Source organism: Candidatus Symbiopectobacterium sp. NZEC151 (assembly GCF_025962655.1).
Taxonomy (GTDB): Bacteria; Pseudomonadota; Gammaproteobacteria; order Enterobacterales; family Enterobacteriaceae; genus Symbiopectobacterium.
This window is the reverse complement of record NZ_JAGFPE010000001.1, coordinates 1,197,146-1,220,193: the sequence shown is the minus strand read 5'-3', so window position 1 is coordinate 1,220,193 and position 23,048 is coordinate 1,197,146. Positions and strand designations below refer to the sequence as shown.

The following is a 23,048-nucleotide window of genomic DNA, read 5'->3' as shown; positions in this document are numbered from 1 at the left end:
ATGACGCATCAGGCAAGGTGAATGCCTCACCTTGCGTAATACCCTAGGTCGCTGTGTGTCCAAACCTGGGTTATTTCAGGCTGCACGTAGCTTGCGGCGAAAACGCCAATAAGGGGTAACAAAAATAAATAATGTGAGCAGCACCAGAATGATTGACAGCGGCGAACTGACTAACGCGAGGGTGTTACCGCCGGAAATAGTCAACGCGAGATGTAATTGTGTTTCGGCGATAGGGCCCAGGATTACACCCAAAATAATCGGTGCGCTAGGGTAGTCCAGTTTTTCCAGGAAATAGGCAACCACACCAATACTAAAGAAAAGATACAGATCGAAGAGGGTATTATTGACCGCATAGACCCCGACGGTAATAAACAACATGATTACTGGCACCAGCAATATATTGGGGAGTCTTAATACCTGACCAAATAATCGCGTTGCGGTTAATCCTCCGACCACGGCCAGTAATAACGCTGACAACAGCATTTGCAGCATAAATCCGTACACGATATCGGGATAATCCTGAAACAGCTGCGGGCCGGGGCGTAACCCTTGAACCAGCAGGCCACCAAGGATCACCGCCGCAATTCCCGAACCGGGAATACCCAGCGTTAAGGCCGGAATCAACGAGGCGGCATTATCGGCACCGTTGCCCGCTTCTGAGGCGGCGACGCCTTTGGGGTTGCCCTTACCGTAGCTGTCCGGATCGCTGTCGCGCCGCTTTGCGTCGTTATAGGCCAGATAGCAAGACATGCTGCCGCCGGCACCCGGCAGTACGCCGACGATAATGCCAATCACCGAACTTCTCAGCCAAACGGGCAAGAAGCTGCGCCATTGCGCGAGTACCGATCCCTGTCGTTTGAGTTTCAGCAAGTGACCGGGCATGCCCGCGGTAATGGCCTGTTCCAGCATATGAATCAGAGGCGGGAACGCGAACAGCGCGGTCAACAACACCACCAGGTCCAGCCCTTCGGTCAATTCAAGAATACCAAAGGTGTAGCGCTCATCGCCGGTGGAAATATCCAGCCCGACGGTGCCGATCAGCAGACCGATGATGGCGGCAATGACACCCTTGATAAAATCATCACCGAGTAACGAGGTCACGGTAGCCAGCCCCAGCAGCGCCATCCAGAAATACTCCGCCGGACCAAACAGCAGGCTCATGGAGGCCAGGCCCGGCGCGAACAGAATCAGGGCCAGGGCAGAAAGTGCACTGCCGATCACCCCTGACGTGACCGCTACCTGTAACGCATAGGCTGCCTTTCCTTGCCGGGTCAGGGCGTAGCCATCCAGTACGGTAGCGACCGAGGCGGGTGTGCCGGGAATGCGTAGCAGAATGGCAGGAATGGCACCGCCATAGCTGCCGCCGTTATACATCCCGGCCATCATGCCGAGTGCAAACAGCGGATCGACGCCGAACGTCAAGGGGATCAGAATGGCGATACCGGTGGTGACCGTCAGGCCGGGCAACGCGCCTACAACCAATCCCGCTACGGTGCCCAGCACCACGGCAAATAAATTGGCCGGTGCAAACACGTGCGGTAATGCACTGAGCAGAGCGTCAATCATAGCAGGGGCTCCAGTAATGCGGTTAGCGCGCCTGAGGGCAGTGGGCGCTCAAGCAGCAGACGAAACACCACCAGAATAAAACAGAGCGTACCCAACACCACCGGCAGCGACAGACGCCAGTGGTGGTAACCGAACAGCCACGGTATTCCGAGGCCAAAAATTACGCTGGCGGGAACATAACCGATCGCATCCATCGCCGTGATATAAGCAAACATCAGCAAAAAGCCCATCACCACGCGGACTGGTTGCGCGAACAGAGGGCGTTCATCGCCTGCCGGAAACTTGATTTCACGCACGATGACGGCCAGCGCACACAGCGCCAGCAGTACGGTTAACACGCGTGGAAATGCAGCGCCGGTGCCACTGAAATGGCCCGCTTCCCGATAAAGCGTGCCTGCGGCCAGAATCAATACGGTCGCAAACACCACATCCGCCCGCCGATGGGTTAGTGAAGCACTTAACGCCATGGTGTCACCTTCCAGGTGTCGGAGAGATCGGCACTGATACGGTCGATAAGCGTGCGATATTCCGCCGCATTCAGATAGTTAAGCGGGATCTCTGCTTTTTGCGCTGCCGCGAGATAGTCGGGATCGGCGATCACGCCCGCCAGCGCTTTCTCCAGCGCTTTGACAACCTCTGGCGGCGTGCCTTTCGGCGCGGCAATACCGCGCGAAGCACCGGCAATCAGATCGATATTTTGCTCACGAAAGGTGGGCGCGTTAGGCAGATAATCAGCACGTTTATCTGCCATCAGACCCAGCACGCGGATTTGACCGTCGCGGGCCAGTTGCAAAGCTTCGCTCAGGTTCATGGTTGCGGCGGGAACGTGTCCACCCAGAATCGCCTGACGTACCGGCGCCGTGCTGCCGAAAAATGCGGGGGTAAACGTGACTCCGGTCAGGCGATTGAGGTTAAGGATCGCAATGTGCTCCGAAGAGCCTGATGCGCCGGACGTGCCTATCACCAGTTTTTCCGGCGCGTGTTGTGCCGCGCTGATAAGCTGGCTCAACGTTTGGTAGGGGCTGTCTTTGTTCACCACCAGGATCGCCGGGTCGTACACAATATTGGCGATGGGCTGATAGTCACTCATGGTGAACTTGGCTTTGCCTTCTACCACGAGCCCATTAATCGCCGGGGGATTGATCATGCCGATGGTGTAACCGTCGGGCTTGGCGCGTGCCAGCGCGGTCCAGCCAATTTCTCCGCCAGCGCCCGGTTTATTGATCACGGCAATGCGCGCATTATTACCCAAATGTTTTTCCAGATAATGTGCAATAGAGCGTGCCGCAATATCCGTGCCGCCACCGGGTGCAAAAGCGACCAGCATTTCTATCGGTTTATCCGGGTAGGCGGCGTAACTGCTAACCGGTAATGCGGCGGCAAGCATAATAAACGCTGCACGATAATGATTTCCACGAGATAGTGTTGATGACATACATTTCCTTATCGCAATAATGTGGCGAAATTAACGTTGAAATTAAAAATAATGTTCAGAGAAAAATAATACCTGGTGCTGTTTTAGTGATTAATCGTATTTAAGGTATGACTATGCGTTCTTGTCAGGTATGACAAAAATAATAGAGATATATTTATGCGCCACTTACGTGGCAAAAATTAAAATGACGTTTATACCCGTCATACTTCAAGCTGCATGTGCGTTGGCTACGCTTATTCACCCGAATCACTTACTTGAGTAAGCTCATCGGGATTCATTCGCTTGCCGCGTTACGAGACTCATAAATGAGTCTCGCCCTGAAGGGCCAGCGCAAGCGCTGTTCAAAACGTAAACGTTTTGTCCTGCAACTCGAATTATTTAGGGTATATGCTGTTCCCAACATTAACTATTAAGCGACACCATGATTTTATGGTGCTCATCAGAATGAAATAGCGTAAATGCAGGGAGTAATTCCCGCGCGCTTTGCTCCAGTGCATCAATTAATTGCACAACGATAGGGCGCACTGTTTTTGCCTGAGGCGTAATAACGCCAAAGTAATAGGGAATATCCACGTCCAGCTCTCTTACCGCCACCCCGCTTAACGGGAAGCCATAGGCCGTCACCGGTTCCGTAATGGCAACGCCCAATCCGCTGCGCACGCACGCCAACAGGTTGGCAGAGGCGTTGGTTTCAATCACGTACTGCGGTGTAATCTTGGCCTTTTTCATCGCCAGCTCAAAACGGTGACGCTGGCGGTACGGATTGTACAGCGTGATGATTTTCCGCGCTGCCAAGGCGTCCAGCGCGATGCGCTCCTGCTGTGCCAGCGGATCGTCCTCGTGTAACACCACCACGCAGCGCGTTTGCCCGATCCAGTGCCGTTCGACATTCTTGTGCTCCAGCGGCAAACTGCTGATAGCCATATCGGCACGTCCCTCGATCACGCTGTGCACCGCTTGTTCCGCCGTATAACTGAGGATTTGCAGCGGCATGGTCAGCGCCAGTTTTGCCAGTGCGTCAGGCAATAACCCCGCAGCCATGGCTGGCGTGGCAGCAATCACCAGCGGTTTCTCTTCCGCAGCACTGATCTCCTGAGCGCGCACCTGCACCTGATGCAGCGAAATCAAGGCATGTTCCACCGATTCATGCAGCTGTAGTGCCTGCTCGGTGGGGTGAATGCGTGGCCCGTTGCGCACAAACAGCGGGTAACCAATCTTGCTTTCAAATTCCTGAATCAATCGCGTTACGGCGGGTTGCGAGCGATGTAACTGCTTGGCGGCGGCCGTAATGCTTCCCGCTGAGATCACCGCAGAAAAAGCTTCCAACTGGCGCAGATCCAAATCTTCGATTAAGGGCGTTTTCAACATAGTGCGTTATTTTCCAACCGGGAAGCCAGCCTGCCACTATACACCCTAACCCCCCGGTGTACCCGCCACGTGGCGCGTTGGCGTGATGGTAATGCATGGTGCCAAGCATGCGTGAAAATGCGCGCGCTGTATATTTCCTTTTTTGCATATCCTCATGCGGAATAATTATTAAGAATAAGCATTAACAATGGATAATAATTCAAATAACGCATAATTAAAGTTGTGACGAATAAGCAACATCATCAAAGGAACGGAGCGAAATGAACACGAGTGAGGGGGCTGGACTCTCTGCGCTGGAAGCCCGGTTATATGACGATTTGAGCCTGCTGGAACTGCCAGCCAAACCCTGGGTGCCTTTGCACTATGTCGAGGAACATCCGGTGCTGGATGTGGCTATCCTCGGCGCGGGAATGTGTGGCCTGACGGCGGCGGCAGCGCTGCGCATGGTGGGGGTGGATAATATACTCTGTTTCGATCGTGCGCCCGCAGGCCAGGAAGGCCCGTGGGTAACCTACGCGCGCATGGAAACCCTGCGTTCGCCAAAGCAGCTTACCGGTCCGGCCTTGGGGTTGCCGGCGTTGACGTTTCGCGCCTGGTATCGGGCGCAATTCGGCGCTGCGGCGTGGGAAGCACTGGATAAAATCTCCCGAACCCAGTGGATGGAGTATCTTACCTGGTACCGCCGCGTGCTGGCGTTGCCGGTAATCAATCACACGGAAATCGTGGCGCTGACGCCCTATCAGCACAAGCTGATTGCGGTGGATACCCGTAATCGACTCACCGGTGCAACGCAGCGCTACTACGCGCGCCGTGTGGTGCTGGCGAATGGCCGCGACGGTTTGGGCGGGCCCGCTGTGCCGGATATCGCACACCGGGTGGATCGGCGCTATTGGGCGCACTCGGCGCAACCGATCGATTTCTCCGCGCTACAAGGCAAACGGGTGGCGGTAGTGGGGGCCGGGGCCTCCGCCATGGATAACGCGGCGACGGCGCTGGAAGCTGGCGCGCAGCGTGTCGATCTCTTCATTCGACGCGACGATATTCCACGTATTAATAAATTTACCGGTATTTCCAGTCAGGGGGTGGTGCAGGGATTCGTCGGACTTAGCGATGCCTGGAAGTGGCAGTTTCTTGCCACGACGCTCTCGGCACAAACGCCGCCCCCGCGCGACTCTACCCGTCGGGTGTCACGCCATGCCAACGCCTATTTTCATTTGGCAAGCCCGATCGTCACCCTGGAGGAGGCTCAGCAGCACCTGGTGCTGACCACGCCCAAAGGGCGCTACGAGGTTGATTTCGCGATCTTTGCCACGGGTTTTGACGTTGATGTCTCCAAGCGCGGCGAATTGCGCCATTTCGCTGATGAGATGCTGTTTTGGTCGGATGTGTATACGCCGCCCGCGGGGCAGGAGAACCGCGAACTGGCGTCATCGCCTTACCTGGGACCGGCCTTTGAGTTTCAGGCGAAAACGCCGGAGAACAGCCCGTTGATTTCGCGTCTGCATTGCTTCAATTACCCCTCGACGCTGACACACGGCAAGCTATCGGGGGATATTCCCGCGGTGAGCGAAGGCGCAAAACGATTGGCTCAGGGGATCGCGCGCCACCTGTTTGTCGAGGATTGCACGCAACACTACGACGCGTTAACCGCGTTTGATACGCCCGAGTTGCTGGGAGATGAGTGGTACGATGCTGATGCACAGTAATATCACCTTGCAGGAAGCGGGAAACGACCTGATCAATCAGATGGCAGGCATTGATGCCGGCTCACCGCGCGATAGGCTACGTCGGTTACGCCCGGAATATGTTTCTGGCGTGGAGGCCTGTCGTTGCAGCGTGTTGACGCCGCAAGACGATCAAGGATTATCGGCCGCGCTGCGTGTGGTGCTCGCTTTACGTATGGCGCTCGCATTGGGTGTGTCAGCGCAGGTGGCCTTTTACCAACGGCTTGCGGATGATTTGCCGCCCTCGCAATCGCATCAGGGGCTGGGCGCAAACGGCAAGGGCGACGATGCAGCCTTTCAGGCGTTGGTTTATCATTGTGACAACGTCACGAATAGTCCCGCGATGAGCACGCAGCAGGATCTTGGGCGTTTACAACAGGCGGGGTGGACAACGCCGCAAATCATTGCGCTATCCGAACTGATCGCCTTTATCAATTTTGAATCGCGCATTGTGGCTGGGTTGTCAGCGCTGGGTGAGGGACAATGAAGCCTGGGAAAACCACGATACCTGCGGTAAAGGTCCGCGTGCTGCCCCTGACCTGGCAGCCCTATCTGACCCCAGTGGATGTGAATAACGCCACGCCCGCGCAACGGGCCGCAATGCAGGTGACGCCGTCAAGCACTCAGGTTTCTCCCTATGTGCGAACCCTGGCACACGATCCTGACTCTTATGTGGCCCGCACCACGCTGTTTAACGCCATTATGTACAGCGAGGGAGGATTAGGTCGCGCCGAACGAGAGCTGGGTGCGCTGGTGGCTTCTGCGGTTAACGGCTGCGCCTATTGTGCTTCGGTTCACGCGCGGCGGTATGAAGCGCTGTCGGCGCGTAACGATGTGATCAGTGCGATATACACGCGCGGGTTGGATGCGCCTTTCGATGAAAAAACCCAGGCGCTGGTCGATTTTTGCCGTGCCCTGTCACAGACCCCTGTGGCGGTTGAACCTCATCATGTCACCGCCTTGCGCCAGCAGGGATTTAACGACGGTGACATTATCGATCTGATGCATTCCGCCGCGATCTTTGGCTGGGCCAACCGCCTGATGCACACCCTCGGTCATCCCCAGCGCCGCTAACCCTGCCACTATGCCGGGACATTCCCGGCACCTTACAACGCCTTGCGTAGCCCGATCAGCCGCTCCAACACCACCACCACCGCAAGGGATATCAGGATCAAAATAACCGACAGCGCGGCTATCTGTGGGTCAGTGGCGTATTCAAGATAACGGTAAATCTCGGTCGGCAAGGTGGAGGCGCGGGTGGAGACCAGAAACAGCGACAGGGTGGCCTCATCGAAGGAGATCAAAAAGGCGATTGCGCCACCCGCCAGAACACCCGGACGAATCAGCGGCAGCGTGATGCGATGAAACACCTGCCAGGGCGATGCGCCGTGGATACGCGCCGCCTCTTCAATGCGCGGATCGACGGCGAGCAGGCTCATGGTCACGGTTCTGACCGTATAGGGCAGCGTAATGCCCAGGTGCGCCACAGCAATACCGGTATAAGTATCAAGCAGACCAAGCGGTGCCAATACCAACATCAGCCCGACGGCCAATACGATATGCGGTACCAAAAACGGTGCCACGGCCAGAAAGGCGATAACAGATCGGCCGCGAAACTGAAAGCGCGTCAGGGCGAAAGCCAGCAGTACACCCACCACAATGGCCCCAACACCCACGGAAATCCCCAGCGTCAGGCTGCGCCCAAACGCGGCAATAAACACCGGATTATGCAGCACCTTGATATACGAGCCCAGCGACAGCTCAGCGGGTGGGAAGGCAAGATACTGGCGCGTGTCGAATGAAATAATAAACACGATGATAATCGGTGCCAGCAGAAAAAGATAAAGTAGAAAGATAAAGCTGTGCCAGGCGAGAGTGCCTGGCTGCCAAGCGCGAGATATCATGGTGGTCTCACTGTTCCAGTGCCCGTAAGGCACGTTGATAAAGCACAATAATGCTACTGAACAACACCAGCAACAGTACGGAAAGTGCCGCTGCCAGCGGCCAGTTGAGGGTCACGGTCGCTTCGCTGAAAATTTCGGTACCCAGCACAAACACCCGTCCACCACCCATCAGGCGCGGGGTGACAAACGCCGAGATGGCCAACACGAAAACCAGCAGTGCGGCGGTTAATACCCCCGGCAAACTGAGCGGCAGCGTGATGCGTAAAAACACGCGCCAGCGTGCGGCACCCAGCATCTGCGCGGCTTCTTCCAGTTGCTGATTAAGCCGTCCGAAACCGCTCAGCATGGCGAGAATGGCGTAGGGCATCAGGATTTCAATCAACGCAAGGGTCGCGCCGAGCGTATTGTTACTCAGACGCCAGGGCGTTGCTGTCAGTGATAACGCCTGTAGCGTCGCATTGATTACCCCGCGGTCGCCTAACAGCACCATCCAGCCGTAGGTGCGCACCACGGAGGAGGTCAGCAGCGGGGCGATGGCTAATGCAGTCAGTACGCCTTTCCAGCGGCTGGTGCTGCGGTGCAGGAACAGGGCGATCGGGTAGGCGAGTACGACGGCGGGCAGACTGACCATCAGCCCCAGCCATAAGGTATTGCCAGCCACGCGCCAGTAAAAGGGATCGAACAGCACGGCGGCATAGGCGCTGGTGCTCCAGGGCGCAGAGGGGGCGATCAGGCTGCCGATGGGGCTGAAGGAGGCACGGATCAACCACGCCAACGGGGCGGCAAAGGTCACCCCCAGTGTCAGCAAGCTTGGCAGCAGCAACGCCAGCAGTAGCAATCGTGAGCGTCGTGTGGTTGGGCGCGTTACGGTCATGGCGTGTGCCTCCCGACCCAGGTGATATCGGCGGGTGCTACCGTCAGCATCAGGCTGTCGCCGAGTGCTGAAGTGATACCCGTCTGGGTAGGCAGATCGGCGAGTAGGTGGTGCGGGCCGACCTGCACGCTGAGGGTGTGGTGCTGCCCACGATAAACACGCTGCGTGACACGGCCAGAAAACGTGTTGATCGGTGACGGAACGCCGGGAGATACGCAGCGCAGGCGGTGCGGGCGAATTAACAGGCGCACCCGGCTGCCGGGCGTCAACGCATCTGCGAGGTGCAGTTCCCCCAGACCTTCGATGTGGACCCGGTGGGGCTGGAGTACCGTGGCGTCAAAGAAATTACCGTTGCCGATAAAACGCGCCACGAACTCGGTTTCCGGTTGATCAAAAATGGCATCCGGGGTGCCGATCTGCTCAAGTTTTCCGTGCGACATCACGGCAATACGATCGGCCATCGACAGCGCTTCATCCTGATCGTGCGTGACGAACAGTGCGGTGATTCCGGTTCGGCGCTGGAGATCGCGGATTTCATCACGCATTTCATCACGCAGTTTGGCATCCAGATTAGACAGCGGCTCATCAAACAGCAGGAGCTCTGGCTCAATCACCAACGAACGGGCGATGGCTGCGCGTTGCTGCTGCCCGCCAGAGAGCTGGCTGACGCGGCGATCGCCTAATCCGCCAAGTTTAACCAAGGCCAGTGCCTGCTGTACCCGTTTGGCGCGCTCGGCGCGTTTGATGCCCCGCATCTCGAGCCCGAAGGCGATGTTTTGCGCCACGCTCAGGTGGGGAAATAACGCATAGGCTTGAAACACCATGCCCATGTTGCGCTGATGCACGGGAATGGCCGAAATGTCCCGGCCATTAAGCTGAATACTGCCCGCTGTGGGGGCGATCAAACCCGCTATCATCCGCAGCAGGGTGGTTTTGCCACAGCCCGACGGGCCGAGGAGCGCCAGCATTTCGCCGCGCGGCACGTGCAGGCTGACGTCATCAACGGCGGGGGCCGGAGCCCCCGGATAGGATTTCGCCAATTGGTTGACGGAAAGGTGAACATCGGACATACGGCGTCTATCTCTTCAGCGATAACAGGGGTAATCGTGGCGTGCCCGCCATCAATGCAGCGCGATCACATCGCGACGAATCTTCTGGATCCACGGCGCGTAGCGTTCTGCAACCCAAGGCCAGTCGAGCGCCCATTGCGCCTGCTGTGCCTCTTTACTGCCATAAATACGCGCCGCCGCCGGTGCGCTCAACGTCACTTGGGTGTTGACGGGCCCATAGAAGCTTTGCTCGGCGAAGGTACGCTGCGCCTCGGCGCTGAGCGCGTAGTCAATAAATTGCTGCGCTGCGCTGGCCTGTTTGGAGCCTTTTACCAGACTGATGGTATTGATCTGGCCGATGCTGCCTTCACGCGGTAGCGCAATACCGATTTTTCCCCCCTGCTTATCATGCAGATACTGCGCACGCCCGTTCCAGCAGATAGCCAGATCCACTTCACCACTTTGTACCACCGCGTAGCAGTCCGGTGCGGGATCCCAGGTGGCGACGTTCGGGGCGATGGCCTTCAGCACGGTAAAGCCCGGTTCGATATCCTGCTTGTAGTCACCGCCTTTTAATCGGGTCAGAATCGGCAATAACGTGACGCCACGGGTGTCCGCTAACGGCGCCGCGATGCGCCCTTTGTATTTTGTATCGGTCAGATCGTTCCAACTGGTAGGCGGTTGCTTGACCCGATCGGTGTTATACAGAATGGCGAGATTATCCTGTGAAAAGGCGACGGAGCGTTGACCGCTGATAACCGCCCAATCGGGCTGGGCACTCAGGTTTTTGACCGCGTCGTTATCCAGTGGCGCAAACAAATCCTGGGTATTGGCACGGATGGCAACGGAAATATCCAGCAGCGCCACATCCACATGGGGATCGTTACGCTGCAAGGTCAATAACGCCAGCGATTCAGCGGAGTTCTTGCTTTGCTGGTAGTTGATCTTGATATCCGGGTGCTGTGCCTCGAAGGGGGCGATAACCAGTTTCTGGTAGTTGTCCGCAAACACGCCGGAAAACCCCACCACGTTAACGGTAGTGGGGGCCGCCTGTGCAAACAGCGGCAACAGCGTGAGTGCGAGGATGCTGCGATGCAAACCTGTAGTAGCAGACATGGTGAATCTCCTGGTGATTATGGTTGTTATTGTGGTGGTTATTATTGTGGTAATGGCAATGAGGGTGTCCCGCTCGCACCGGGCTGCCAGGCGGCGCCCAAAACCCGCAGCCAGTTTTCTCCCAGCAGTTTGCGCACACGCGTTTCACTCCATCCGCGCGCCAGCATCCGGTTAGTGAGGTTGGGGAACTCCCGAATGCGTGCAATGCCCTGTGGTTTATTGATTTTTGCTGACCCGAAGGGCGCTAATGTGCGTGCCGTTCCCTTGTCGCGATTGGCCCACAGTAACCAGGGCCCCGGACGCGGACGATCCTGAGAAAAGTCAGTGCCGATACCGACGTGGTCTTCTCCGACCAGATCGATGACATAGCTCATGGCATCCAGATAGTCTTCGACCGTGGCATCATTGCCTGCCGCCAGACCGGGGGAGAACAGGCTGATACCAATAATGCCGCCCCCCTGTGCGCAGCCAACCAGCAACTCGTCGGGTTTATTGCGTTTTACGTCTTTGAGCGCGCGGGGTAACACATGAGAGATACACACCGGCGCGCGGGATGCCGCAATAACATCGGCACTGGTGCGATCGCCCACGTGGCTGAGGTCACACAGCACGCCGACGCGGTTCATCTCCGCCAGCACTTCGTACCCAAACCCGGTTAACCCGCTGTCACGGGTTTCCAGATAGCCGGCACCCGAGTAGTTTTGGGTGTTATAGGTTAACTGCATCACCCCGACGCCGAGGTCTTTGAATATCTCGACGTATTCCAGTTTGTCTTCCAGCGGGGAGGTGTTTTGCCAACCGAGGATAATCCCGGTCCGCTGCTCCGCTTTGGCGGCATGGATATCAGCCAGCGTGCGCACCGGTCGAATCAGGTCATCGTTTTCGCGCCAAAACCGTCGCCATTGCGAGGCATAATCGATGCCTTCCCGGAAGTTTTCCCACAGCAGGGAGGCGCAGTTAACGGCAGTAATGCCGCCATCGCGCATTTCTTCAAATATGGCGCGACTCCAGTCGCAGGTTTGCAGGCCATCAATCACGATGGATTGTTGGTGCAACGTCTCTTTTTCGCTGGACATAGTGACTCCCTGGTTGGCTATGGTGTGAGCGGCAGCGCGCTGAAATTGTCGGCTTCTTGCCACTCATCGCCGAGCAGTTCCGGCGTGTCGTAAGCCTGAAAACGGGCAAGCAGTTCGGCGCGGTCTTCGTGTAACAGTGAACTGACAATGCCGCGGGTTAAGCGTTGGGCACCTTCGGCGATCGAGGGAATACCACTGGTTAATTTGCCGTGACTCAGCACCGCCGGGAACGCGAAACAGTAGAGGGTCGATATCGCTGCCTGTTCGGCGTCTGCGCCCGGTTTGGGCAATAATTCAAAGTGTTCACCCAGATAAGGCGCAGAGGCTAATCCGTCATGTTGCTGGTCAGCGGCCGGGTGATAACGATCGCGCCACTGGCACACCGCGTGGGCGAATGAGGCAAATTCAGGGCGAGCCTGAAAATCCACCTGAAAGCCGGTGGCAAAAATAATAAAGTCAGCGTGGAAATGGCCGTGCGGCGTTTGCAGCGTCACTGCCTTATCCTGCTCCCACAGTGAGATCAGCGGGCTGGCACGGTGGAAGGCCACGTTGGCATGCTGCGTTACGCGCTGCACGCTGTGACGCGGCGGCGGGATTTGGGCTTGCTCTCCTGCCAGCATCAACTGCCATTTGGTTTCATCGGGCAGATGGACATACCCTAGCGTCAGTCCCTGATGGCCGATACCGGTAAATTTATCAATGCGCGGCAGCGTGGGACGACGATAGAAGATGTCGACCCGTTCGGCCCCGTTTTCCAGAGCAAAGGCGGCATTGTCCATTGCCGACGCACCGGAACCGACTACTGCCACGCGCTTTCCAGCAACCTGGTCGGGATGGATGATGTCTGCGCTGTGGGCGATGTAATGCGCCGGTATCTGCCGGGCCACCGCGGGTAATGCTGGTCCGCCAAGCCCATCAATGCCGGTCGCCAACACGACGCGCCGGGCACGCAGTTGCTGCTTTCCTTGCGCCGTCGCGATATCCACTTCAACCCAGCCCCGTTGGCCCGGCTCGACCCGTGTCACTTGCGCCTGGTTACGCACCGGCAGATTCAGCACCGCGCGATACCACGTCAGGTAGGCCATCCACAGTGCGCGCGGGATGCGCGACATGGCCTGATAGGCCGACGCGCCATATTGCGCTTCATACCAGGCGCGGAAGGTGAGGGAGGGAATGCCGAGCGCCGGTCCCGCCGCTTCTTTACGCGTGCGCAGATCGTTCATGCGCGCGGAGGTGATCCATGGGCCTTCCTGTCCGGCGGGGGCTTTATCCAGGCACAGAATGCGGGTTACGCCCGCCAGGGTTAGCGCGGCGGCGGCGGTCAAACCGCACAGCCCGGCACCGACGATAATCACATCGAAATCGGGAGCGCTCTCTTTCAACCAGGGGCGTGCGGGTAATTCCAACAGTGCCAGATCGGCACTCAGGCGTTGTGCCAGGTGAGAAAGCGGAAGTTCTGGGAATGTCATGATCGTGCGATACCTGGTGTAAATTCGTACCGCCGTGCAGCAGGGCGGTACGTGGCGAATAATTATTAATTCGCATTATTGCAGGCTGATCATGTGATATTTAAATGCTTTAATCGCATTTGCTTATGAGGGGAACTACGCTTGCGACAGATTCTCTTCCGCGTGCTCAATGAACGCCAGCATGGTATCGCTGCCATCGAGAATATCCTGCGCAATGGCGTGCTGTGCGGCGGTTCCGTCCTGTTTGCGCAGGGCTGCCACCACCTCTTGATGGTGCTCAATCGCCATCTGATGGGAAAAATGGGCATAGGCCTGGGCAATCAGCGGGCCAGTGCGCATCCACAGGCTGCCGATAAACTGGCTGAGCAGCGGCATGTCAGCCATCTGCGCCAACATCAGGTGAAACTCACTGTTGAGACGCAGCGCCGCGCTCAAATCGTTATCGTCTATGGCCTGAAGGTTTTGCGTGATATTGGCATCCAATTCGGCAAGCTTACCCGGCGTCATCAGCGCGGCGGCGTGCAGCGCGCCGCTGCCTTCCAGCGATACGCGCAAGGTGCGAATCTCAATAAACTGCGCGCTGGTGAGCTGCGGTACGCGGATATCGCGCGGCGTTTTCAGAATCAGCGCCTGCTCTTTGGCGAGTTGCAGGATGGCATCGCGCACCGGAGTGACGCTGGTGCCAACTTGCGCAGCCAGTTCGCGAATGCGCAGCCGATCGTCCGGTTTTAGCCGCCCCATAATCAGCGCTTCGCGCAGCATGGTGTACACACTGGAACCCAGATAACTGTGGTTGATTTGCCCTATTGGATAATTCACGCATTCACCCCAAGAAAACAGCGCATTCCTGTCGCTTCAATCGGCGTATTATACAATATGATGCATCATCGCGCATCGGCCACCGGAAAAGAAACCGGTTATCCGCGGCGATCGTGAAGAGAAAAATGCGTGGCAGCGCAATTTTGTTCTAAACCCGTAGAGAATGCGGAGTGACAATGGTGTGAATATCCGGATACTGCTAACAGAAGCGGTAACAGCAGGGGGCACTCTATGAGCAAAGCAACGCCACGTGAACAGGCGCAGTACCATCGATTGGAAGCCTTTGGCGGCTTGGAAATGTTGCAGGCACGCTATTATCGCCAACGCTTTTCCCGCCATGTGCATGACACCTTTTGTGTCGGTGTGATTGAAGAAGGCGCTCAGCGTTTTTATCGCACCGGCGGTGAGCACGTTGCGCCACAGGGCGACATCATTTTGGTCAATGCGGATGATGTTCATACCGGATGCTCGGCCCGTGAAAATGGCTGGGCCTATCGCGCTATCTACCCACATCCGGATCTGTTTCGCGCTATCTCCCACGATCTCCATCAGTCCGACGGGACGGTGCCATGGTTTCCTGACGCAGTGCTGCACGATCCGGGTCTGGCGCAGCAGTTACAGATGGCGTTTCGCCTGTTGGCGCAACCGGGTAACACGCTGTTAAAAGAGACGCTGCTGTTCTCATCGCTGAGTTGGTTGATGCTGCGTTACAGCAAAACCCGCCGCCCGCCGCGCCCGCTGCCTTTTTCCGAGCAGCGTGTGCTACAGACCAAAATGCTGCTGGATGATACGCCCGAGCAAGAGTGGTCGCTGACCACGTTGGCAGCGATGGCGGAGCTGAGTCCGTGGCACTATTTACGTCAATTTAAGGCGCTGGTGGGCATTCCTCCGCATGCCTACCAGGTGCAGGCGCGGTTGCGCAAGGCGAAGACGCTGATGCTGCATGGGCATACGCTTGCAGCGGTATCGTCGCAGTGCGGTTTCTCCGACCAGAGCCACTTCACCCGTCATTTTAAAAATGCCTTTGGCGCCACGCCCGGCAGTTTTATTCAAAGCATTGTCTGGGATCAGACGGCGCGAGAACCGCTGTTAGGTTAATCAACCGCGTTAAAACGGCTGGGTTTGACAGCAATCTTGTTCAATACGCTGTCCCTGACGTTTGGCTAGCCTAATGACCGCACTCTATTACAAAGGTCTCAGGACGCTATGGAAAAGCATGCTTTATCACAACCGGGCGCTGTGCCCAACGCCAGCCAACCCGACGCGCGGTGGCGCGATATCCGCGCCGGTATTCTGGATATGTTCCCGTTTTGTCTGGCGGTGCTGCCCTGGGGCATTCTGGCCGGTTCGATGGCAGTGCAGGCGGGGTTGCCGCTCTGGCAATCCGTTGGGCTGTCGGCGTTGGTGTTTGCCGGTGCGGCGCAGTTGGTTACGCTGGGGTTGGTGATGAGCGGTGCCAACGTCGTCACGATTTTGATCACCGTTTTCTTCATCACCACTCAACACATTATCTACGCGCTGACCTTACGTGATTACGTTTCCCGTCTGGCGCTGCGCTATCGTCTGCCGATTGGCTTTTTGCTGACCGATGAACTGTTTGCGTTGAGCGGGGGCAAGTCGGCACAGCAACCGCGTTCAGTCAGCTATTTGATTGCCGCTGGCGGATTTTTTTATGTCTGCTGGGTGATCTTCAGCCTCGCGGGCATCGCCATGGCGACACGAATACCGGATTTGGCCCGCTATCATCTGGACTTCTCGATTATTGCCACCTTTATTACCATCGTGGTACCGATGGTGCGCAGCATCAGTACGTTGCTGGGCGTGGTGCTGTCGCTGTCGCTCTCGATGGTGCTGGCCTATTTCCAGGTGGAAGGCGCGGTGGTGATCGCCGGGCTGAGCGGCATGTTCTTTTCAGCACTGCTGTCACGACGCGGGGGGGAGGTGCTATGAGTGGCGCGTTGTTATTTGCCCTGGCGGGCATTGTGTTTCTCAACCGTTATCTTTTTCTCGAACCGCGTCTGCCGATTCGCCTGCCCGGACTGGTACAGCAAGCGCTGAAATATTCCGCCCCCTGCCTGCTGACGGCGATTTGCGGCCCGATCATCCTAATGGATCACGGTATTGTGCGACCGCTCGGCGATAACCCCTATTTGTGGGGCGCACTGTTCAGCGTGATTATCGCTTTCTTTATCCGCAATATGCTGCTGGCGGTGCTGCTGAGTTTGATCTTTTTTGCGCTTTTGCTTTCGCTCTAACAGGCGACGGCAAAGGCCGTTTTTATCCCGGGCTCAGAACATCCTATCGCGACTCGGATTGCGCATCGAGCCAATCGATAAAACGAGAGATCGATTGGCTATCCGGATCGCAAAAATCCATGTGGGTTCCCTGCGCGATGGTTATGCATTCGACGGGCGTGCCTTTTTGCTGAGCGTGCCGTGCATAGTCATCTATTTCGCCAATCGGGAGCACTTCATCATGCTCGCCGTGAAAAATAACCTGTTTACCCTGGGCAGGTAGCTGGGCAATAGGAGAGGTATGCTGGTAAATATCCCTGTTTTCATCGGGCGTGCAGCCAAGGAATGCCGTGATAAATTCCCGCCGCTGCACATCGCGGTAGCTTGCTACTAAATCCACCACCGGGGCCAGACCGATAAAAGCGTCGGGAATAATGTTCAATGCATGCTCACTCAAGCGGGCTTTATGATTGCCGAGCCACAGGCTCAAATGCCCTCCCGCAGAATGACCGGCAATATATACTGGACTTAGATCAATCTGGGGATATTTTTCGCTCAACGGGGCTAATACATTGATGGCCTCGATCGCATCGATAAACGTCTCTGGGTACCCTTGCTGGAGATAGCCTACTCGCCGGTATTCGATATTCCAGACAGAAAAGTTATTTTCAACCAGTTTTACTGCCACGGCATCAAGTTGGCTTTTATCGTAGGGCATTTTCCAGAAACCGCCGTGAAACAGGCAGACGGTCCCCTTGCTTTTCTGGGTGGGGATGTATAAATCCCCGGTCTGGTGCGGGTCGGTGCCATATTGTTCGGTAAAAACCTGATATTGCAGATTGTTGTGCATCACCCTGTTTCCTTGCCTCTCTCTTCTAAAAATGAGAAAGCTGGTTTGCTTTTTTATTCATTGACGCAACGCTCATTTCTCACTACTTTAACATAACGATATAATAATGTTTATGTTGTTGTTTTATATGTGTTATTTATCTTGATGTTCCCCTCGTGACATAAATAAGTAGCCAAACAGACATGCAGCGCACAGCCGGATTCCGCCAGTAGCGATGTTCCTGCAACGTATCCATTATCCGCATTCACGAGAGGAGTTAACCCGGTCATGATTCGGTTAGAAGGCGTGTGCGTAGACTTTCCCGGTGGTAAAACCGGTCAGGTCAGGGCCGTCAACGATGTTAATTTAACCATTCGCTCCGGCGAAGTATTCGGCATTGTCGGCACCAGCGGCGCAGGGAAAAGCACGCTGTTACGCACCATCAATATGCTACAACGTCCTACGCAGGGCCGTATCAGTATCGGTGAGACGGTTATCAGTCAGGCAGCGGGACGCGAACTGCGTCAGCATCGTCAGCGTATTGGTATGATCTTCCAGCACTTTAACCTGATGCATACGCGCACCGTGTTTGAAAATGTGGCGTTTAGTCTACGCGCTGCCGGGAAATCCCGTGCGGAGATCGCACAACGGGTGCCGGAAATCCTCACGCTGGTGGGGCTGTCCGAACGCGGTAACGCTTATCCGGCGCAGCTGAGCGGCGGCCAGAAACAACGGGTGGGTATTGCTCGCGCCATTGCCAACCATCCCGATGTGTTGTTGTGCGATGAACCGACCTCAGCGCTCGATCTGGAAACCTCGGCCTCGATTCTGGCGCTGTTGAAAAATATTAATCGCCAGTTAGGCATTACCATGGTGCTTATCTCACACGAAATGAACGTCATCAAAAGCATCTGCCACCGTATGGCGGTGATGACGGGCGGCAATATCGTGGAGGAGGGCGACGTGTTTGATGTGTTCTGCGCGCCAAAACACCCGTTTACCCGGCAGTTGGTACAGCACGCCAACAAGATAGACTTACCCGAGCGTTTTTATCGTTCTGACAAAGGCCCGTTGCTGAAAATCCTGTTTGCCGATGACTCTGTGGAGCAACCGGTGCTATCCGAGGTGGCTCAGCGTTTTCAGGTTTCAATCAATATCCTGCACGGCAATATTGAATACATCAATGAGCGCGCGCTCGGGCATATCATTGCCCAGATTTCGCATCAGGATGGCGCGCAGGCAGATAACGTCGGTGCCGCATTGGCCTATATTGGTCAACACACCTTTGGCGTGGAGGTTGTCCATGAATGAATTAATGGGTGAATTGAGCCTGGCGTTTGGCGAAACCTTTACCATGGTGTCGATTTCTACTCTGGGGGCCGTGTTACTTGGGCTGCCACTTGGTATTGCCATCTATGTGACCGATCGTCATCTTTTTTGGCAGAACCGCGTGGTTTACCTGCTCTCCACCGTGCTGGTCAATATTATTCGCTCGGTGCCGTTTGTGATTCTGCTGGTGTTGCTGTTGCCGCTCACACAGTGGTTGCTGGGCAGCACCATCGGCCCGGTGGCGGCGGCAGTGCCGATGTCGGTGGCAGCCATCGCGTTTTATGCCCGACTGGTGGACTCCGCGCTACGTGAGGTCGATCCCGGCATTGTGGAAGCGGCAGAAGCGTTTGGTGCCAGCCCAATGCGGATCATCGCGACCGTGTTGTTGCCGGAAGCGTTGGCGGGGCTGCTGCGTGGGTTGACCATCACGCTGGTCAGCCTGATTGGCTATTCGGCGATGGCCGGTATTGTCGGCGGCGGTGGCGTCGGGGATCTGGCGATCCGTTTTGGCTATTACCGTTATGAAACAGAAGTGATGGTGATCACCGTCATCGCGCTGGTGGTACTGGTGCAACTGGTACAAACCGCCGGGGATTGGGTATCACGCCAGGCCAACAAGCGTGAGAAACGCTGAGGCCAGACACTGAGAATACAGGGTTAAAGACGCATGAAAATTGACAAGATTGTACTGCGCAAAATGAAGATGGCGCTGAAGACGCCGTTTACCACCAGTTTTGCCACTCAAACGGAAAAGCACTTCACCATTGCGGAAGTCCATGCCGGGGGCGTTATCGGCTATGGTGACTGCTCCGCGATTTCGTTGCCGTTTTACAACGAAGAGACTAACGTCACGGCCTGGCACATCATGCGGGATTTTCTGATCCCGATGGTGAAGCAGGCTGGCACGATTACCCATCCCTCTGAAGTGCGTGAAATTTTTATGCCGGTGAAGCGCAATAACTGCGCCAAAGCGGCGATTGAAGGCGGTATCTGGGATGCCTTTGCCAAACAGCAGGGCATTCCACTGCATCAGGCGATTGGTGGCACCCGCGATCGGGTGGAAGCGGGTGTCAGCATCGGCATTCAATCTTCCCCGCAAAAGCTGGTCGAGGTGGTCGCTGGCTACCTGGATGAAGGTTATCGCCGCATCAAAATCAAAATCAAACCGGGCAAGGATATCGACTACATCGAGGCACTGCGCAGCACCTTTGGCGACATTACGCTGATGGCCGATGCCAACTCCGCCTACTCGTTGGACGATATCGATTTCTTCAAGCGTCTCGATCGCTTCAATCTGCTGATGATTGAACAGCCACTGGCGCACGATGACATTGTCGACCACCGCAAACTTCAGGCGGCGATTGCCACGCCTATCTGTCTGGATGAAAGCATTGCGTCCGTGGAAGATGCACGCAAAGCCATCGAGTTGGGTAGCGCCCGCATCATCAATATCAAGGTGGCGCGGGTTGGCGGTATCACCGAAACCAAACTGATCCATGACTACTGTCAGGCGCACCAGATCCCGGTGTGGTGCGGCGGCATGCTGGACACGGCGGTGGGCAAAGCGCACAACATTGCGGTCGCCACCTTGCCCAATTTCGTTTACGCCCACGATATTCCGCCTTCCAGCCGCTACTGGCATGAAGACTTTATGCTGCCGCTGGTGGAAATGGATGCGGATAGCTGCGTCGCGGTGCCAAACGCGCCCGGTATCGGTTTTGATATCAATCCCACGCTGTATCAGCGCTATTGCTACGGCGAAGAAACGTTCCACTTTTAATGCTGAGGTTCAGCATTGGGGCGTGACCACCAGGGAAGCGCCCACTCTACTAACACAGGAATCGCAACATGACATTGAAGAAATGGTTACCGCTGTTACTCGTTCCCTTGCTGGGGTTTGGGCAAGCCTATGCCGCTGATGCGGCGAAAGAGATCACGATCGGCGTTTCCCCCGGTCCGTATGGCGATATGGTAAAACAGGCCATCAAACCGGAGCTGGCAAAGAAAGGCTATACCGTTACGGTACGCGAATTCAGCGACTATATTCAGCCCAACCTGGCGCTGTCCAACAGCAGTATTGATGCCAACTTGTTCCAAAACCGCCGCTATCTGGACCGGTTTAGCGCCGATAAAGGCCTGAAACTGTCTGAAGTTATCACCGTACCAACGGCGAGCATGGGCTTCTATTCCAACAAGGTTAAACACCTTGATGAACTGAAAGCCGGTGATGTGGTGACGCTACCGAACGATCCGTCCAATCTGGCGCGTTCGCTGGATTTCCTGCAAAAATACGGGCTGATCAAGATCAATCCGGATATCACTCCCACCAAGGCATCGCTGCGCGATATCACCGAAAACCCGAAGGGATTGGTGTTTAAACCGTTGGAAGCCGCACAGCTGCCACGCGCGTTGGGGGGCGTAACCGGGTCATTGATCAACGCCAATTTCGCCATCTCCGCCGGGCTGAAACTGGCTGATGCCATTCAATTGGATATTCTGCCGGAAGACCTGAAAAACATGATTGTGGTGCGCACTGAAGATGCCGATAAACCGTTTGCGCATGATTTGAAAGCCGCAGTGGAATCGCCGGAGTTCGAAGCCTTTTTCGATCGTAAAGACACCATGTTCTCGGCGTTCCAGAAACCGGAATGGATGACGGCGCGTCACAAGCCGTAGGCGAATTATTGCCATAAAACCAAGGCCGCGTCAGCGGCCTTTTTTGTGTGCTACTCCTGGCTGTACTCGCGATGTTTCGCCAGCAGGGCACTACCTTGTTCACCCAGTTCCCAGAACAGCCCTGTCATGATCGCCAATCCTTCCTCCACCACCGGGCGCAGAAGGTGCTCATTGACCGCATGCTGGCCGCAGGTGGGATAAGAATGCGGGATCCAGAGCGTCGGCAATCCCAAAATATCCGCAAACACGTCATTGGGCAGCGAGCCACCCAGATTGGGCAGCAGCGTTGGGTTTTTACCGCTGATCTCGCGCATCAGATCCAGTACCCAATCCACCAGCGGGTTTTGTGGATCAAAACGGGTGGCAGGGGAGCTGTTGAGCAGTTCCACCGCAATGTGCCCATAGCCGTACTGAGCCAAATGGCGACGCACATGATCAATCAGCCGATCGCTGTCAGTACCGACCACAAAGCGCAGTTGGCACACCGCCGTCGCCGACGCCGGAATGGCGTTGACCGGGCGTGCCGGATTGCCGGTAACAAACGAAAGCACCTCGAGCGCGTTCCATCCCAGCAATTTCTCGGCGGCACTCAGGCCCGGCTCACCCCAGTGTGGGTCGATATCCGGGTCGCCTGGGTTGCCCGCTGGCACCACATCTTGCAATATGGTGCGAAGCGCGGGTGTCAGCGGTGGTGGCAGTAAATCCTCGATCAGTATCTTGCCGCTGCCGTCAACCAGCGTGGCGATAGCGTTGGCAAGCTGTGTGCCGGGGTTGCTGAGCAGCCCTCCCCAGTTGCCAGAGTGATAAGCGCGGTCGCGTTCCTGCACATGCAGTTTGAAATTGATGCAGCCGCGCGAGCCTAAAAACAGCGTTGGGCTATCGGCATGCAGGCGCGGGCCATCGGAGGCGATAAAAATATCCGCTGCCAGCAGCGCCGCATGTTGGCGGCACACCTCGGCCAGCCCCGGAGAGCCAATCTCTTCGCCCATTTCAAACAGCAGCTTGCAGTTAAATCCCAACCGGGCACCGCGCGCCAGGTAGACCTGTTCCAGCGCCAGTAAATTGATGGTGTGCTGGCCTTTATTATCCGCGCTGCCGCGCCCGTACCAGCGATCCTGCTCTTCGATCAGTTGCCACGGATCCAACCCCGCGCGCCAGTTGGCCGCATCGCCGAACACCACATCCCCATGCCCATAGGAAAGGAGCGTGGGAAGCGCAGGATCTTCAATGCGTTCCGCCAGCATAAAAGGCATCTCCGGTGCCGCCTCGGTGGTGAGAAAATGGCAGACAAAGCCCATGGTTTCCAATACCGGACGCAGCTCATCGCTCAGGTAAGCGCGCAGGGCGGCATGATTATTGGTTTTTTGGCTCTCGGTGGCCAGCGCCAGGCGACGTGCCAGAGTATGAGCAAAATCGCCACGCGTCACACAGCGGGTGGCGCGGTGAATGACATCGGAACGTGTCATAGAGTCCTTTATGATTAATTTGGAAAAGCAAAGGCTATTTAAGGGAAAAATGGGCTTTGCCACCATAATAAAATTTGCAATCAAGCTTTGCTTTTCATATAAACCTCAAACGGC

The 23,048-nt window shown here is 56.3% G+C and carries 23 protein-coding genes; 10 read left to right on the top strand and 13 right to left on the bottom strand.

Going from position 1 to position 23,048, the window contains the following annotated elements; all coding sequences use genetic code 11:
• Nucleotides 1-75: 75 nt before the first annotated feature.
• The 4 genes from J5067_RS05370 to J5067_RS05355 form a co-directional block, all read right to left on the bottom strand.
• A complete protein-coding gene (locus tag J5067_RS05370; RefSeq protein WP_264642854.1) occupies nt 76-1,566 on the bottom strand; it encodes a tripartite tricarboxylate transporter permease in 1,491 nt (496 codons plus the stop codon).
• Nucleotides 1,563-2,033: a tripartite tricarboxylate transporter TctB family protein gene (locus J5067_RS05365; protein ID WP_264642853.1), complete on the bottom strand. Its 471-nt coding sequence runs from the start codon at nt 2,031-2,033 to the stop codon at nt 1,563-1,565. Before J5067_RS05365 ends, J5067_RS05370 begins: the two co-directional genes overlap by 4 nt.
• Nucleotides 2,024-3,001: a tripartite tricarboxylate transporter substrate binding protein gene (locus J5067_RS05360; RefSeq protein WP_264642852.1), complete on the bottom strand. Its 978-nt coding sequence runs from the start codon at nt 2,999-3,001 to the stop codon at nt 2,024-2,026. The genes J5067_RS05365 and J5067_RS05360 overlap by 10 nt, the downstream gene beginning before the upstream one ends.
• A gap of 402 nt (nt 3,002-3,403) precedes the next feature.
• Nucleotides 3,404-4,369 carry a LysR family transcriptional regulator gene (locus J5067_RS05355; RefSeq protein ID WP_264627899.1) on the bottom strand — a complete coding sequence of 322 codons (966 nt, stop codon included), beginning with the start codon at nt 4,367-4,369 and terminating at the stop codon, nt 3,404-3,406.
• Nucleotides 4,370-4,629: 260 nt separating this feature from the next.
• On the opposite strand from J5067_RS05355, the gene J5067_RS05350 reads away from it, so the two are divergent.
• The 3 genes from J5067_RS05350 to J5067_RS05340 are packed head-to-tail and all read left to right on the top strand — an operon-like array spanning nt 4,630 to nt 7,167.
• Nucleotides 4,630-6,075 carry an NAD(P)-binding domain-containing protein gene (locus J5067_RS05350; RefSeq protein ID WP_264650619.1) on the top strand — a complete coding sequence of 482 codons (1,446 nt, stop codon included), beginning with the start codon at nt 4,630-4,632 and terminating at the stop codon, nt 6,073-6,075.
• Nucleotides 6,059-6,580 carry a CMD domain-containing protein gene (locus J5067_RS05345; protein WP_264628404.1) on the top strand — a complete coding sequence of 174 codons (522 nt, stop codon included), beginning with the start codon at nt 6,059-6,061 and terminating at the stop codon, nt 6,578-6,580. The genes J5067_RS05350 and J5067_RS05345 overlap by 17 nt, the downstream gene beginning before the upstream one ends.
• Complete coding sequence (locus tag J5067_RS05340; protein WP_264650618.1) at nt 6,577-7,167, top strand: peroxidase-related enzyme; 591 nt, start codon at nt 6,577-6,579, stop codon at nt 7,165-7,167. Before J5067_RS05345 ends, J5067_RS05340 begins: the two co-directional genes overlap by 4 nt.
• Nucleotides 7,168-7,199: 32 nt before the next feature.
• Here J5067_RS05340 and J5067_RS05335 read toward each other — a convergent pair whose 3' ends face one another.
• From J5067_RS05335 to J5067_RS05305, 7 genes are all read right to left on the bottom strand, one after another.
• Nucleotides 7,200-7,997 (bottom strand): ABC transporter permease, encoded by a 798-nt coding sequence (locus J5067_RS05335; RefSeq protein WP_264650617.1) that lies wholly within the window; start codon nt 7,995-7,997, stop codon nt 7,200-7,202.
• Nucleotides 7,998-8,004: 7 nt separating this feature from the next.
• The gene (locus J5067_RS05330) at nt 8,005-8,871 is read right to left on the bottom strand and encodes an ABC transporter permease (protein WP_264650616.1); all 867 of its coding nucleotides are present in this window, start codon (nt 8,869-8,871) and stop codon (nt 8,005-8,007) included.
• Nucleotides 8,868-9,941 (bottom strand): ABC transporter ATP-binding protein, encoded by a 1,074-nt coding sequence (locus J5067_RS05325; RefSeq protein WP_264650615.1) that lies wholly within the window; start codon nt 9,939-9,941, stop codon nt 8,868-8,870. The genes J5067_RS05330 and J5067_RS05325 overlap by 4 nt, the downstream gene beginning before the upstream one ends.
• Nucleotides 9,942-9,992: 51 nt before the next feature.
• Complete coding sequence (locus J5067_RS05320) at nt 9,993-11,036, bottom strand: ABC transporter substrate-binding protein (protein ID WP_264650614.1); 1,044 nt, start codon at nt 11,034-11,036, stop codon at nt 9,993-9,995.
• A 41-nt stretch (nt 11,037-11,077) separates the two neighbouring features.
• On the bottom strand, nt 11,078-12,112 hold the full coding sequence (locus tag J5067_RS05315; protein WP_264650613.1) for a dipeptidase: 1,035 nt from the start codon (nt 12,110-12,112) through the stop codon (nt 11,078-11,080).
• A 17-nt stretch (nt 12,113-12,129) separates the two neighbouring features.
• Complete coding sequence (locus J5067_RS05310; RefSeq protein WP_264650612.1) at nt 12,130-13,581, bottom strand: NAD(P)-binding domain-containing protein; 1,452 nt, start codon at nt 13,579-13,581, stop codon at nt 12,130-12,132.
• A 135-nt stretch (nt 13,582-13,716) separates the two neighbouring features.
• Nucleotides 13,717-14,400: a GntR family transcriptional regulator gene (locus J5067_RS05305; RefSeq protein ID WP_264650611.1), complete on the bottom strand. Its 684-nt coding sequence runs from the start codon at nt 14,398-14,400 to the stop codon at nt 13,717-13,719.
• Nucleotides 14,401-14,631: 231 nt separating this feature from the next.
• Between J5067_RS05305 and J5067_RS05300 the strand changes: the two genes are divergently transcribed.
• The 3 genes from J5067_RS05300 to J5067_RS05290 all read left to right on the top strand — a co-directional run bounded on the left by J5067_RS05300 (nt 14,632) and on the right by J5067_RS05290 (nt 16,655).
• The gene (locus tag J5067_RS05300) at nt 14,632-15,498 is read left to right on the top strand and encodes an AraC family transcriptional regulator (protein ID WP_264642840.1); all 867 of its coding nucleotides are present in this window, start codon (nt 14,632-14,634) and stop codon (nt 15,496-15,498) included.
• A 108-nt stretch (nt 15,499-15,606) separates the two neighbouring features.
• Complete coding sequence (locus J5067_RS05295) at nt 15,607-16,350, top strand: AzlC family ABC transporter permease (protein WP_264650610.1); 744 nt, start codon at nt 15,607-15,609, stop codon at nt 16,348-16,350.
• Nucleotides 16,347-16,655: an AzlD domain-containing protein gene (locus J5067_RS05290; protein ID WP_264642838.1), complete on the top strand. Its 309-nt coding sequence runs from the start codon at nt 16,347-16,349 to the stop codon at nt 16,653-16,655. The genes J5067_RS05295 and J5067_RS05290 overlap by 4 nt, the downstream gene beginning before the upstream one ends.
• A gap of 43 nt (nt 16,656-16,698) precedes the next feature.
• Here J5067_RS05290 and J5067_RS05285 read toward each other — a convergent pair whose 3' ends face one another.
• On the bottom strand, nt 16,699-17,484 hold the full coding sequence (locus tag J5067_RS05285; protein WP_264650609.1) for an alpha/beta hydrolase: 786 nt from the start codon (nt 17,482-17,484) through the stop codon (nt 16,699-16,701).
• A gap of 267 nt (nt 17,485-17,751) precedes the next feature.
• Here J5067_RS05285 and J5067_RS05280 point away from each other — a divergent pair, with 267 nt between their 5' ends.
• The 4 genes from J5067_RS05280 to J5067_RS05265 all read left to right on the top strand — a co-directional run bounded on the left by J5067_RS05280 (nt 17,752) and on the right by J5067_RS05265 (nt 21,468).
• Entirely contained in the window at nt 17,752-18,774 is a 1,023-nt protein-coding gene (locus J5067_RS05280) for a methionine ABC transporter ATP-binding protein (protein ID WP_264642836.1), read from the top strand.
• Nucleotides 18,767-19,426 carry a methionine ABC transporter permease gene (locus J5067_RS05275; protein WP_264650608.1) on the top strand — a complete coding sequence of 220 codons (660 nt, stop codon included), beginning with the start codon at nt 18,767-18,769 and terminating at the stop codon, nt 19,424-19,426. Before J5067_RS05280 ends, J5067_RS05275 begins: the two co-directional genes overlap by 8 nt.
• Before the next feature lie 33 nt (nt 19,427-19,459).
• The gene (gene menC, locus J5067_RS05270) at nt 19,460-20,572 is read left to right on the top strand and encodes an o-succinylbenzoate synthase (RefSeq protein ID WP_264650607.1); all 1,113 of its coding nucleotides are present in this window, start codon (nt 19,460-19,462) and stop codon (nt 20,570-20,572) included.
• A 68-nt stretch (nt 20,573-20,640) separates the two neighbouring features.
• Nucleotides 20,641-21,468, top strand: a complete 828-nt coding sequence (locus tag J5067_RS05265; protein WP_264650606.1) for a MetQ/NlpA family ABC transporter substrate-binding protein — start codon at nt 20,641-20,643, stop codon at nt 21,466-21,468.
• Nucleotides 21,469-21,518: 50 nt separating this feature from the next.
• On the opposite strand, the gene J5067_RS05260 is transcribed toward J5067_RS05265, so the two are convergent.
• On the bottom strand, nt 21,519-22,934 hold the full coding sequence (locus J5067_RS05260; RefSeq protein ID WP_264650605.1) for a M20 family metallopeptidase: 1,416 nt from the start codon (nt 22,932-22,934) through the stop codon (nt 21,519-21,521).
• Between the last annotated feature and the right edge of the window lie 114 nt (nt 22,935-23,048).